This is a genomic window from Zhihengliuella sp. (assembly GCF_031178195.1).
Lineage (GTDB): Bacteria > Actinomycetota > Actinomycetes > Actinomycetales > Micrococcaceae > Zhihengliuella.
Genome location: NZ_JAPSJL010000002.1, coordinates 86,241 through 99,309, shown reverse-complemented (window position 1 = coordinate 99,309; position 13,069 = coordinate 86,241). Strand labels below are relative to the sequence as shown.

The 13,069-nt window shown below is 69.2% G+C and carries 8 protein-coding genes; 3 read left to right on the top strand and 5 right to left on the bottom strand.

The genetic code is table 11. The features are described from left to right. The first annotated feature begins 247 nt into the window (after positions 1-247). Positions 248-1,990, top strand: coding sequence for a LysM peptidoglycan-binding domain-containing protein (locus RIN46_RS03110; protein ID WP_309080033.1), 1,743 nt, complete (start codon positions 248-250; stop codon positions 1,988-1,990). Positions 1,991-2,070: 80 nt separating this feature from the next. Here the strand turns inward: RIN46_RS03110 and RIN46_RS03105 are convergent, their stop codons facing one another. The 5 genes from RIN46_RS03105 to RIN46_RS03085 form a co-directional block, all read right to left on the bottom strand. Next, complete coding sequence (locus tag RIN46_RS03105) at positions 2,071-3,531, bottom strand: histidine kinase N-terminal domain-containing protein (RefSeq protein ID WP_309080034.1); 1,461 nt, start codon at positions 3,529-3,531, stop codon at positions 2,071-2,073. Position 3,532: 1 nt separating this feature from the next. Continuing rightward, positions 3,533-8,353 carry an NAD-glutamate dehydrogenase gene (locus tag RIN46_RS03100; protein ID WP_309080035.1) on the bottom strand — a complete coding sequence of 1,607 codons (4,821 nt, stop codon included), beginning with the start codon at positions 8,351-8,353 and terminating at the stop codon, positions 3,533-3,535. A gap of 68 nt (positions 8,354-8,421) precedes the next feature. Beyond that, positions 8,422-9,681, bottom strand: a complete 1,260-nt coding sequence (locus tag RIN46_RS03095) for a P-loop NTPase (protein WP_309080036.1) — start codon at positions 9,679-9,681, stop codon at positions 8,422-8,424. After that, a complete protein-coding gene (locus RIN46_RS03090; RefSeq protein WP_309080037.1) occupies positions 9,678-10,328 on the bottom strand; it encodes an SAF domain-containing protein in 651 nt (216 codons plus the stop codon). The genes RIN46_RS03095 and RIN46_RS03090 overlap by 4 nt, the downstream gene beginning before the upstream one ends. A gap of 127 nt (positions 10,329-10,455) precedes the next feature. After that, the gene (locus tag RIN46_RS03085; RefSeq protein WP_309080038.1) at positions 10,456-11,007 is read right to left on the bottom strand and encodes a hypothetical protein; all 552 of its coding nucleotides are present in this window, start codon (positions 11,005-11,007) and stop codon (positions 10,456-10,458) included. A gap of 259 nt (positions 11,008-11,266) precedes the next feature. Between RIN46_RS03085 and RIN46_RS03080 the strand changes: the two genes are divergently transcribed. Together RIN46_RS03080 and RIN46_RS03075 are read left to right on the top strand one after the other, a co-directional pair. Continuing rightward, complete coding sequence (locus RIN46_RS03080) at positions 11,267-12,094, top strand: LysM peptidoglycan-binding domain-containing protein (protein WP_309080039.1); 828 nt, start codon at positions 11,267-11,269, stop codon at positions 12,092-12,094. A gap of 116 nt (positions 12,095-12,210) precedes the next feature. Continuing rightward, complete coding sequence (locus RIN46_RS03075) at positions 12,211-12,990, top strand: Rv3235 family protein (protein ID WP_309080040.1); 780 nt, start codon at positions 12,211-12,213, stop codon at positions 12,988-12,990. The last annotated feature ends 79 nt before the right edge of the window (positions 12,991-13,069 follow it).

The following is a 13,069-nucleotide window of genomic DNA, read 5'->3' as shown; positions in this document are numbered from 1 at the left end:
TCCCGGCGCCGAGTCGATGGCCGGCGCGATAGGGAGGGGTGGGCTGCCCTTCTGCGTTCCCGCTACCCTCTCGGTAAACCGCGGTCGACAAGGCCCAACGCTGCCGCAATTGTCCCCGCGGAAGGGGTTTCCCCCGTCTGAGGCCATGGTGTAAATTCACAAGAGACACTCTTGCAACATGAGTCACAGAAGTATCACGGGGACGATGCTTCGGGCCCGTTGCGTTCGGACCTAGCAGAGGATTCCCATGCCACAGCCTCACGCCGCAAGCGCCCCACGGGCAGCGACCAGCCGCTCCAACCGGTCCCGGATCGCCTCCGGCACACTCGCCGCTGCGACTCTGCCCGCCGTGGTCCTCACCGGTTTCGGCGCGGCCGCGCCCGCCGTCGCGGCCCCCTCGCCCGCCCAGGCGCCCGTCGCTCCCAAGGCGGCGACCCCTGCCAACATCGCCGCGGCCCAGCAACGCATCGCTGCGAGCCTGGTCGCCTCTCAGGTCCCGGCCCGGCTGGTGCCCGCAGGGCCGGTCGCCGCTGCCAAGAGCTCCACGGTCACCGTCAAGCCCGGCGATACCCTCTCGCACATCGCTGCCCGGGCTGGCGTATCGCTCAGCAGCCTCCTCGAGGCCAACGGGCTGAAGGCCTCCTCGGTCATTTTCCCGGGACAGAAGATCAAGCTCGGCGGCAGCTCGTCCGCGACGTCTGCCGCCAAGCCGGCATCGCCCGCGGCCACGACGGCGTATGCCGTGAAGCCCGGCGACACGCTGGGCGGTATCGCCGTCCGTCACGATATGTCCCTCAGCCGGCTCCTCCGGCTTAACAGCGGGCTCAGCAAGTCCTCGATCATCTACCCGGGCCAGAAGCTGACGGTCGCCGGCGGCTCATCTTCGACCACCAGCACGACCACCACGACGGCGGCCGCGTCGAGCGGCGCCTCCACCGGCTCGTACACCGTCGCCTCGGGAGACACCCTCGGCGGCATCGCCATCCGCCACGACATGTCCCTCAGTCGGCTCCTGCGGCTCAACGGGCTCTCCGCGTCGGACACGATCTTCCCGGGTCAGAAACTGACCGTCGCCGGCGGCTCATCCTCGACCACCAGCACGACCACCACGACGGCGGCCGCGTCGAGCGGCGCCTCCACCGGCTCGTACACCGTCGCCTCGGGAGACACCCTCGGCGGCATCGCCATCCGCCACGACATGTCCCTCAGCCGGCTCCTGCGGCTCAACGGGCTCTCCGCGTCGGACACGATCTTCCCGGGTCAGAAACTGACCGTCGCCGGCGGCTCGTCCTCGACCACCAGCACCAATACGTCGAGCACCTCCGCGCCCACGGCCCCCCGGACGCACACGGTCGCCTCCGGGGAGACCCTGTCGGGCATCGCGGGCACCTACAGCGTCGGCCTGAGCAAGCTCCTCGAGGCCAATAACCTCTCCAAGACCTCGGTGATCCGGCCGGGCCAGAAGCTTAATGTGCCTGGCGGCGCCACGACGACCGCCTCGAGCCAGCTGGTTCCCTCGACGTTCCTGCACTACCGCTATCCCGAGGCGACGGTTCGGAGCGCCAACGAGAACAAGGCGATTCTCCTCTCTCGGGATCTCCCGAGCCGGGCGGAGATGCGCAGCAAGATCGTGGCGACGGCCCAGTCGCTCGGCGTCGATCCCTCGTTGGCACTGGCGCACGCCTATCAGGAGTCCGGGTTCAGCCCGAGTGCGGTCTCCCCCGCCAATGCGATCGGCGCCATGCAGGTGATCCCGACGTCGGGAGAGTGGGCGTCGCAGCTCGTCGGCCGTCCGTTGGACCTGCTCGACCCCGACGACAATGTCGTCGCCGGCGTCGCGATCATCGCCGCCCTCCAGCGGACCTCGGCATCGATGGAGGAGGGCATCGCCTCCTACTACCAGGGCCAGGGTTCGGTCCGGCGCAACGGCATGTACGATGACACGAAGTCCTACGTGAAGTCCGTGAAGTCGCACATGGCCAACTTCTAACAGCCACACGAAGGGCGGCGGGGCCGGGAACCGTTACGGTTCCCGGCCCCGCCGCTTTCATGCCGTCGACCGAAACCGCGTCAGTGGGGACGCTGCTCCACCGGCAGGACGATGACGACCCTCGTGCCCGACGGGGCCCGCGGCTCCCACCGGATGCTGCCGTTCAATTCGCTCGTCACGAGGGTCCGCACGATCTGCAGGCCAAGTCCACTGTCGCCGGGCTCGCCCGTGATCCCCACGCCGTCGTCGGCGATGGTGACGGTGAGCAGCTGACGACCGGTCGGCTCGACGGCGCGTTCGGCTTCGAGGGCGATCGTGCCGTCGCGCTCGCCCAGACCGTGCTCGACGGCATTGGCGACGAGCTCGTTGATCACCAGCGAGAGAGGCGTGGCGATCTCGCTGGGAAGCGCACCGAAGCTCCCGTGACGCTCGGTTCGAACGACCTGCCCGGGCGACGCGACCTCCGCAGCGAGCCTGAACTGACGGTCGATCAGATCGTCGAAATCGACGCTCTGGGCGAGGCCCTGCGAGAGGGTCTCGTGCACCAGAGCGATGGTCGCTACGCGCCGCATCGCCTGATCGAGTCCCTGCCTGCCCTCCTCGCTCTTCATCCGCCGCGCCTGCATGCGCAGGAGGGCGGCCACCGTCTGCAGGTTGTTCTTGACCCGGTGGTGGATCTCGCGGATCGTCGCGTCCTTGGTCACCAACTCCATCTCGCGACGGCGCAGCTCGGTGACGTCCCGGCAGAGCACGATCGCTCCGTAGCGCCGTTCCCGGTCACGGAGCGGGATCGCGCGCAACGACAGCGTGACGCCGTCGGAGGAGATCTCGCTCCGCCAAGGCATCTTCCCCGCGAGGACGAGCGGGAGCGCCTCGTCCGACATCCGCCGGTCCTTCATCAGCATCGTCGCGAATTCGGAGAGCGACCTGCCCTCCAGGCTCTCGCTGCCGCCGAGCCGGCGAAAGGCCGACACCCCGTTGGGGCTGGCGTACTCCACCGCTCCCGCGGCGTCGAGCCGGATCATGCCGTCGCCGACGCGGGGGGCGCCGCGGCGGGAGCCGGTCGGGGAGGTGAAGTCCGGCCAGATGCCGAGGTGGCACATCTTCAGGACGTCCCGGGCGCACTGCCGGTAGGTGATCTCCAGCCGTGAAGGCAGACGGGATCCGCCCACATCCGTATGGCTGGTGAGCACCGCCAGCACGCGTCCGCCGCGGAGGAGCGGGACGGCCTCGATATGCATCGAGCCGTCCCCGCTCGTCTCCTGGACCGTTCCGGTCTTCCACGCGTCGTCGACGAAGGACTTCAGATCCTTGCGGATCCTCTCGCCGACGAAGTCGGTGTGGAACACCGTGTGGCTCGTCGATGGCCGCACATGGGCCAACGCGATGTACGAATGGTCCGGGGCCGGGTGCCAGAGCACCAGGTCGGCGAACGCCAGATCGGCGATGAGCTGCCAGTCCCCCACCAGGAGGTGGAGCCAGTCCTCGTCGCCGGGGCCGAAATCCGCGTACTCCCGGACGACATCCGTAATGATGGCCACGCTACCTCCGGACGATCGAGCGCAGCATCCGGAGGGAGACGGACAGCGGCGCCATGTCGTCGCGCTGCTGGCTGCTCATCTCTTCGAAGACCCTGCGCACCCGCGTCAGGCCCTGCTCGTGCTCGTCCTCCCACCTCTGGAGCGCATCGTAGGGCGCGGCGTCCGGGGCCAGCCGGAGCGCACCCACCGTGATGTCCAGCACCGTCGTGTACACGTCGTCCCGGAGCCCGGCGCGAGCGAGCGCCTGCCATCGATCCTCGCGGGGGAGGTTCGAGATCCGCACCAGCAGTTCATCGATGGAGAACCGCTCGTACACGGCGTAGTACACCGCGGCGAGCCGCTCGGCATCGATGTCCTCCCGGTGGGCGGTCTGGGCGATGTCCAGCAGAGGGAACGTCTCGAACTGCTCGGACCAGCGCCGCGCGATCTCCTCGGTCGCCCCGAGCTCGATCGCGTGCTCGTAGTGGGCGCGGACGCGCTCGGCATCGACGCCCTGGAGCAAGGACCCCACCGTGGCGGCAAGCCCCTGGACCGTCGGTTTGAAGGCCTCGATCGTCGCGGCGAGGTCCTCGATGGTGACGTGCGAGACGAACCAGCGCGTAGCCCGGTCGAGCAGGCGGCGGGTGTCCAGCTGGATGTCGCTCCACGCATCCGTGGGGAACGACGCCGGCAGCTGGTGCACCGCATCGATCAGACCGTCGAGGTCGAAGACTTCGCGCAGGACCACGAACGCGCGGGCCATCGCCGCCTCGGAGACGTTCATCTCCTCGATGACCCGGAAGGCGTACGTGACGCCCCCGATGTTCACGATGTCGTTCGCGACGCGCATCGAGATGATCTCGTTGCGCAGCGGGTGGGACAGCACCTCGTCCGGGAACCGCTCACGGAGCGGCGCCGGGAAGTAGCCGAGGAGCAACCGGTCGAAGTACCGGTCGTCGCCGATCCGCGCCTGCGTCAGCGCGTTCGTCAGCTGGAGCTTGGCGTATGCGGTGAGCACGCTCAGCTCGGGGGACGTGAGCCCCTGCTCCCCGCGGGCCCGAAGTTCCTTCGACTTCGGCAGGAACTCGAGCTTGCGGTCGAGGCCTGCGGTGTTCTCGAGCCAGTCCATGAGCCGGTCGTAGCTCGAGTTCCACTGCTTCATCCGCTGGCGCTCGTTGACGAGGAGCACGTTCTGCGCGAAGTTCGTCTCGAGCACGAGCGAGGCGACCTCGTCCGACATGGACTCGATGAACGCCGCCCGGTCCGCCGCGTCCAGCTTGCCGGCGGCCACGAGCCGGTCGACGAGGATCTTGATGTTGACCTCGTGATCGGAGCAGTCGACGCCCGCGGAGTTGTCGATCGAGTCGGTATTGAGCAGGACCCCCTTCATCGCGGCCTCGATGCGGCCGAGCTGGGTCAGGCCCAGGTTGCCGCCCTCGACGATGACGCGGGCACGCACGTCCGCCCCGTCGACACGGATTGCGTCGTTGGCGCGGTCGCCCACACTGGCATTGGACTCGGTGCTGCCCTTGATGTAGGTGCCGATGCCGCCGTTGTAAAACAGGTCGACCGGTGCCTTCAGGATGGCGCGCAGCAGCTCCGGTGGCGACAACTCCTCGACGTCCTCGGGCATTCCGAGCGCGGCCCGCACCTCCGGGCTGATCGGGATGGTCTTCGAATGGCGCGGGTACACGCCGCCGCCCTCGCTGATCAGCTCGGTGTTGTAGTCCGCCCAGCTGGAGCGAGGCAGTTCGAAGAGCCGCTCCCGCTCAGCGAACGACACGGCGGCGTCGGGGTTCGGGTCCAGGAAGATGTGGCGATGGTCGAAGGCGGCCACGAGCCGGATGTGCTTCGTCTGCAGCATGCCGTTGCCGAAGACATCGCCGCTCATGTCGCCGACTCCGGCGACCGTGAAGTCCTCGGTCTGCGTGTCGTGGCCGAAGCTGCTGAAGTGACGCTTGGCCGACTCCCACGCGCCGCGGGCGGTGATCCCCATGGCCTTGTGGTCGTACCCGACCGATCCGCCGGAGGCGAACGCGTCGCCGAGCCAGTGCCCCTCCTCCAGCGAGATCTCGTTGGCGATGTCCGAGAAGGACGCGGTGCCCTTGTCGGCCGCGACGACGAGGTAGCTGTCGTCGCCGTCGAGCCGGACCACGTTCTCCGGCGGGATGACCGTCTGGGTTCCGTCGGCGGCGATGTCCAGGTTGTCCGTCACGGACAGCAGTGCTCGGATGAAGATGCGGTAGGCGTCCTTTCCTGCCTCCATCCATGCACCGCGGTCCTTGGCCGGGTCGGGAAGCTGCTTCGCGAAGAAGCCACCCTTGGCACCTTCCGGCACGATGACAGCGTTCTTGGTGACCTGTGCCTTGACGAGGCCCAGGACCTCGGTGCGGAAGTCCTCCCGACGATCGGACCAGCGCAGGCCGCCGCGTGCGACGGCGCCGAAGCGCAGGTGCACACCCTCCACTTCCGGCGAGTACACCCAGATCTCGAACTCCGGTCGCGGGTAGGGAGCACCCTCGATCCGCGCGGGCGCTACCTTGAAGGCGAGCGCCGTCCGAGTCGTGCGGTAGTAGTTCGTCCGGAGCGTCGCATCGATGGCGTTTGCGAAGCGGCGGAGGAGGCGGTCCGCATCCAAGGTGGCGACGGACTCGAGACTGGAGGCCAGCTGGTCCCTGGCCGTCTGCAGCCGTTCGTCACGTGCCGGCTCGGCCTGACCCGGCTCGAAAGTCGCCTCGAAGACATCGAGCAGGGCTCGGGCCACGGCCGGGTTCGCCAGCAACGTGTCCCCCATGAACTCGAACGAGTTGGCGTTGCCGAGCTGGCGCAGGTACTTGGCGTAGGCCCGCAGGACGGAGACCTGGTGCCAGGTCATGCCCTGGGTCAGGATCAGCCGGTCGAAGTTGTCGGACTCGGCCTCGCCCAGGGCAACGGCCCGGTAGGCCTCGCTGAGGAGCTCGTTCGTCGCCTCCACATCGGCACCGTCCGGGTACCTCAGGCCGAAGACGTAGAGGAAGAACCCCTTGCCGTCGCCCCGCTGGACGGCGTAGGGGGTCTCGTCGATGACCTCGAGGCCCTGGTTGGACAGCACGGGGAGGATGCGGCTGAGCGACATCGTCTCGTCCACGTAGATCTTCAGTCGGGCGGTGACTCCGGAGTCCCGATCCGACGCTGGCTCCACGCGCACCACGGGCCCACGGTGATCCGGGGACTCCAACCGCGTGAACTCCGCGATATCGGCCAGTGCGTCCTCGACCTCGAACGCCACGCGGTAGGCCGCCGGGAAGGCGTCGGCCCAGTTCGCGGCGAGATCGCGCGCCGAGTCCGGGTCGCGGAGGGCGAGAGCGTCCGTGACGCCCTCCGGCCAGGAGCGCACCGCGCGAGCGATCCGGCCCTCGAGCTCGGACCGGTCGATCTCGGGGACGACCCCGCCCTTGGGCAGCCTGATCCGGAAGAAGACGCGGACGAGCGCCGACTCGGTCATGCGCACCTCGAAATCGAGCGATTCCGCGTCGAGCGCCTCTTTCAGCTCATTCTCGATGCGGCGCCGGACTCCGGTGGTGTAGCGATCACGGGGTACGAAGACCATGGCGGACATGAACCGGCCGTAGGTATCCGGCCTGAGGAACAGTCGGGTCACGCGGCGTTCCTGCAGGCGGAGGATTCCCATCACGGTCTCGTAGAGGTCCTCCTCCTCGATCTGGAAGAGCTCGTCGCGCGGGTAGGCCTCCAGAATGGAGACGAGGTCCTTGCCCGAGTGAGACTCGGCTGCGAACCCGGCGCGTCGACGCACTGCGTCGACCTTGTGCCGGATGACGGGGATCTCGCGCACGGAGCGGATGTAGGCGCTCGAGGCGAACAGCCCGATGAACCGGCGTTCCCCGGTGACGTTGCCCTGCTCGTCGAAAGACTTGACTCCGATGTAGTCGAGGTACACACTGCGGTCGACGCGCGATCGGCGGTTCGCCTTCGTGATCACGAGCGGCCGCGGCTCGCGCGCGTGCTTGAGACCCTCCGGATTGAGGCGCTGGAGCAGGCTCTCCGGCGAGGTCCGGCGCATCAGGCCGAGGCTGCTGTCGACCTGGATCTCCAGCGCGTCCTCGCCCTCGAGGTCCACGAGGGTGTACTCCCGGTACCCGAGGAAGGTGAAGTGGCCGTCGTCGAGCCAGCGCAGGAGCTCGGCGGCTTCCCCGAGCTCGGGCACCGGCAGCCGGTCCTTGCGCTCGTCCAGCTCGCTGGCGATCTCGTGCACCTTATTGCGCATGAGCTGCCAGTCCTCGACGGAGTACCGCACGTCCACGAGCGCCGCACTGAGCCCCTCGACGAGCTCGTCGGCGGCTTCCGGGCTCAGTTCGCGTCCCAGCTCGACGGCGATCCAGGACTCGACCTGGGTCTGACCGTCGGCGTCGTCGAGATAGCGGGCCAGGTTCGGCAGCGTCGCCGTGTCGCCGCTGGAGATGGGCGAAGCGGTGGAGACCGCGTCGAGGCCCGTCAGCCGTCCGTCCGCCAGATCGCGGCGGGCCACGAACGTCGGGTGTGTGACGAGCGTGATGCCGTGCTGCTGGCGGACGATCTCGGCGACGACCGAGTCCACGAGGAACGGCATGTCGTCGTTGACGACGAACACGACGGTCGCTCCGCCTACATTCCGTACCTCGATGCGTGCCTGCTTCGTCGGCCGCTCGAAGCCGATTTCTAGGTGTGTCCGGACACGGGCCTGAAGATCTACGTCGCTGTAGCTCTTCGCCTCATCCTCAGTAAGGTGCCCGTAGTAGGCCCGGACGAATTCAGGTGTCAGTGTGTCAGCAATGAACCGATCGGTTTTGCTGGACCCAGTCGACATACTATTGCGCCTCCGCGTCAGTTTTTCGGCCGATCAATGTCGGCATGATGGGTCCAGCCTAACGCTGTTCACGAGCCCGCCCCATCCGCCGCGCGCCGCCGCCCGAACAGCCCCTTCCGAGGCAGCACGTCGTGCCCGGCCAACTGCGCGATCCCGGCCCGCAGGGGCGCATCCGGACACGACTCGGCGAAGACGGTTCCGGACAACAGGGCCTCGGCTGCGGAACCGGGATCCCACGGTAGGTAGCCGCGGATCGGCGCGCCCGGGCCGAACCGGGTCCAGGTCTCTCGCAGCTGTCGCTCGGGATTCGCGCCCAGACCCGCTCGGGCGACCTTGTTGAAGACAACCCGCGGCATCGCGTCGGGGACCGTCTCGGCCAGCCGCTCGAGCGCTTTGATCAGTCGGGGCACTCCCACGCTGTCGGCCTGGCCCACGGCGAGGATCTCGTCGGCCCGCTCGAGCACCGCCAGCGTGGCCGCGTTCCGCTGGGGCGCCGTCGTGTCGAACGAGAGGTCCTCGTCGACGTCGAGGTACGGCGCCACGTCGACGACGACGAGGTCGACGGCTGCGGTCAGATGCTCCAGGACTCGGCCGACGGAGGCCGGACGGAGCTCGGGCCAGCGGGTCGGTCGCGGGAGCCCCGTCGCGACCCGGAGCCGCGCTCCTGCGACAGTCAGGACGGGGCACGCGCGCTGCCAGCTCTCGCTGTCCAGCACGCCCTGGTCGGAGAGTCGGCACAGCTGCGCGACGCCGGCGGACTCCTCCATGAGACCGAGGAGAACGGCGACGCTGGCCCCGTAGGTGTCGGCGTCGACGAGCGCCACGCGCGAACCGGCCAGGCTCGCCTCGACCGCATAGTTGACGGCCACCGTCGTCCTCCCGGGCGACCCATGCGGCCCCCAGACCGCGATGACCTGCCCGCGACCCGGTGCCGTAGCGGGCTCCGCCTCCGGAGCGCTCCGCGGACCGATGGGGTTGGCCTGCGGAGCGGTGGCCGTCACGAGCTCGAGCAGGTCGGCGAGCGCCTGCGGCGATGCGGTGACGGATTCGCAGACCGCCCCGTAGCCGCTCAGGCGCCCGCGCTCCTCGGCATCGTCGACGAGCGCGACGACGGCGGCTCCGCGCTCGCGGAGGCCGTCGACCACGGCTGCGTCCACGTCGGTGGCCGGGCCCGCGAGCAGGGCCGCATCGGCGAGACCGGACTCGACGAGGGCGAGGGTCTCCACGAGCTCGTCGCATTGGCGGGCGACGGTCACTTCGCCCCGCAGGGCCTCGATACCGTCGCTGATGCCGAACGAGTCTCCCCAGACGACGACCGAGACGCTCACTGCGAGTCTCCGGCGGGGCTGTACACGACGGTGATCTTCGCCTCGTTGGCCAACGCGTCCAGTAGGGCGGGCAGCTGCTCGTCGGTGACGAGCAGCTCGAGCTGGGTTCCGCTGGTTCCGCCGAAGGCCGATTCCACGCTTTCCCGTCCGGCGACCTCGATGCCTTTCAGGAGGCGGGTCGGCTCGTCGTAGAGTCGGCCCGATTCATCGAGCGATGCCGCCCAGACATCGACGTGGGTGCCGGCGACGATGGCGTCCGCAACCGTGCCGTCGATTCCGACGGAGACCGGCTTCCGTCCGAGGGGGTCTCCCTGCTCGAGGGCCCGCGCGGGCACGAGCTCCCCCGCCCCGATGAAGACGCTCGAGCGCAACCCCTCGGGCAGCTCCGCTCCCGCCTCCAGGTAGCGTTCCTCGACCCCGTTCAGGCGGACGTCCGCGATTTCGAGGTCCTCGAGTCCGACGGGATCTCCGAGCGAGATGTCCTCCTTGGCGGTGTAGACGGGGACCGTGCGGTCCAGGGCGCCCACCAACGCCACGACGCCGACGATCGAACCGATGACCAGCAGGAGCCCGAGGACCAGCCGGGGGTCCTTCCAACCGGGGCGGCGCAGACGCGCAACATCGGCATTCGGTGTGGTGGAACTCAATCCCTCGTCCTCTCGTCGGCGTCCCCGGGCCGCGGGAGATGCGGACGGCCCGACGGGTTTCTCTGCCGTACACCCTATTCGGAGGCGACGAGTGACGTGATATCGACTACACGCGCTGTGGACAACGTCAGACGCTGCGCTGCAGGGCAGCGATGCCCGACAGCGGCAGTACATGGCGTGCGACGACGCGGGAGCTGGAGACGTACTCGCCTACCGAGTGCGCGGCGATCTGGAGGAAGTCGACGCCCACGTAGTCGAGCGTGCCCGTCGCGGCAGCCGAACCGTCGAGCGCGTAGATCGTTACGGGGGCCCGGTCCCGGGCCACCGCCCGCAGAGCCATCCGCAGGCTGATCTTCGTTTGTCGCAGGTCCGAGTCGGGCGCTACACGCGCGCCGTCGGCAACGAGACTCCGCACCGCCGACGTGAGCACGAGGTATTCGAGCGGGGCCGCTGCCAGCGTGACCCATCCCGTACCGACGTGGGTGACCTCGCCCGAGAATCTCTGTCCACCCAGCGTTGTCACGTCGATGGATTGCCCGATCCATGCCACGAGCCGGGCTGAGAGCATGACCTGCGATTTCTCGATGCGCACCATCTCCTGGACCTCGGCGGCCCGGTCATGGACGGTCACACCGTCGAGCTGTGCCTCGAGGTCGGCGAAGAGCGACTCCCATCTCATGCCCCCGAGCCTAACCGGCCATCGGCCCGCGGCGGTGGGTCGGCGCACCTCTGCGGCGACCCGGCAGCGGCCTGGGGTGCGCGGGCCCCGTCGAGAAGGGGATTGATCGAAACATCTGGACAACTATATAAGGGGCTGTAAGGATAGAGTCACATCAAACGACATCAAATGGGATCGACGCGAGCTAGACCTCTCGTTCCTATCCGACGCGATCCAACGGACGCGTCTACGGTGCCGCCCGACGCGGGAAGGAGACAACATGCGAACGGCAACAGTGGCCCAAGCCACCTCCCAGGAGGTCGCGCCATCCCCACGGCGCGCGAACGCCTCCCGAGCCGACGTGCTGCTCGCCGTCCTCCCCGGGTGCGCCGCGGCCGCGATTCTCGTCGCCGCCCGTTCACACCTCGGGCCGCGACCGTGGACCGAGCTCGTGCTGCGCCCCGTCCAGCTCTCGGAGGCCGGGCTTCAGTCAGCCGTCGTCATCGGCCTGGCCGGTCTCGCCGCGGTCACCGCCCTCTGGTGGACGGCGACGCTGACGCTCGCCCTGCTCGGGGCTTTGCTCCGGCGTTTCCGACTCCCCCGGCTCGCGTCGGGGGTGGACCGGCTCGCCCCGGCCCACGTGCGAAGGATCGCCGCCGTCGTCGTCTGCTTCAACGTCGCGACCGCGCCTGCCGCATTCGGCACGGCAGTCGGGACGGAGGCACCCGGCGTCCAACGCGTCCAGCCGACGGGGACCGGACCTCTGACCACCGCGCCCTCGCCCCACTGGGCTCCCCCGGTCGCGACGGGACAGGCCACCGGGGATGTCGCGGCCCCCCGCGACGCCCCGGAGCCCGGGTGGCGTCCCACTGCTCCTCCTCCCGCCTTCGAGCGCGTGCTGGGGCCGGCCCGACCCGACGCTGCCGAGGTCGTCGTCCGGCCGGGCGACACGCTCTGGAGCATCGCGGCCAGGCACCTGGGCCCCCATCCTTCCGTCCTGGACGTCGCCGAGGAGTGGCCACGCTGGTACCGCGCCAATCTGCACCTCATCGGAGCGGACCCGAACCGCCTCTACCCCGGGATGACGCTCAAGCCACCGACGGAATAGCCCGAACATCGCCACTGCCACTGCCACTGCCACGCAGAGATCAGCCCATCAGCATCATGCGGCGGCCCGCCGCCGCAAACGAGTCTTCCCAACTCGCACTCCGGAGGAGCACCACCATGACCGCGATCGCACACCGTAGCCCCGACCCCGACTCCGCACCGGGCCCGGTGCCGGACCGGCCCACCGGCGACGAGAGCCGCCCGAAGCTGCGTCTCATCCGGCTCGACGGCGCATCGACGTCCTCCGGCACGACGACTGCTGCACCCGTACGGAGGTTCGCCGACGTCGCGCCCTGGGTGGCACCGCGGACGGCCGGCGAGGCGCCGGACGAGTCAGTCGCCGGTCCGGCCGGCAGTCCGCCGGAGCACCGGCAGCCCTCCGCGGCCACCTCGCGGCTTGTCGCCGAGCACATCCGCAGGACGCAGGAGCGCCGTCTGACGGACGAGGGGGAAGAGGCGCGGAGCGCGCGGCGCCGTGAGGCCCAGCGCGAGGAACAGCGCCACGTCGCTCGGGTCGTCCGCCTGGTGGGCCAGTCGACTTTCGAGGTGCTGGCGGGCGTGCGGCCCCTGGACCAACTCACCAGATGGCTGGATGCTCCCACGTTCGAGCGCCTGCAGCAGCGACTCGAGATCGTCTTTGGTCAGCCCATCAACCCGCGGATGCCGGCGGCCGCGCTCCTACGCGCTCCGGAGTCGGGCCATAGCGGACCGAATACCCGGGGTGGTGCCACCCGCCCGACGCAGACGCCCGTCCAACGGGTCCGGGTCTGCCGCGCAGCGGAGCATGCCTACGAGGCTTCCGTCGTGGTGAACGTCGGAGGCCGGCTACGGGCCGCAGCGGTGCGACTGGAGCTGCGCCGCGGCCAGTGGAAGGTCTGCGCCCTGGAGCTCGGTTGAGCCCGTCGAGGGTTGAGCGCCGGAGAGCCCTCCCGGAGATGCGTCGGGGCCCTGTGCCGACCAATGGTCGGGACAGGGC

Excerpts from the sequence above, each read along its gene's own strand:
- RIN46_RS03075 (WP_309080040.1), top strand. The coding sequence starts at position 12,211 with ATGACCGCGATCGCACACCGTAGCCCCGACCCCGACTCCGCACCGGGC.
- RIN46_RS03110 (WP_309080033.1), top strand. The coding sequence starts at position 248 with ATGCCACAGCCTCACGCCGCAAGCGCCCCACGGGCAGCGACCAGCCGC.
- RIN46_RS03080 (WP_309080039.1), top strand. The coding sequence starts at position 11,267 with ATGCGAACGGCAACAGTGGCCCAAGCCACCTCCCAGGAGGTCGCGCCA.
- RIN46_RS03085 (WP_309080038.1), bottom strand. The coding sequence starts at position 11,007 with ATGAGATGGGAGTCGCTCTTCGCCGACCTCGAGGCACAGCTCGACGGT.
- RIN46_RS03100 (WP_309080035.1), bottom strand. The coding sequence starts at position 8,353 with ATGTCGACTGGGTCCAGCAAAACCGATCGGTTCATTGCTGACACACTG.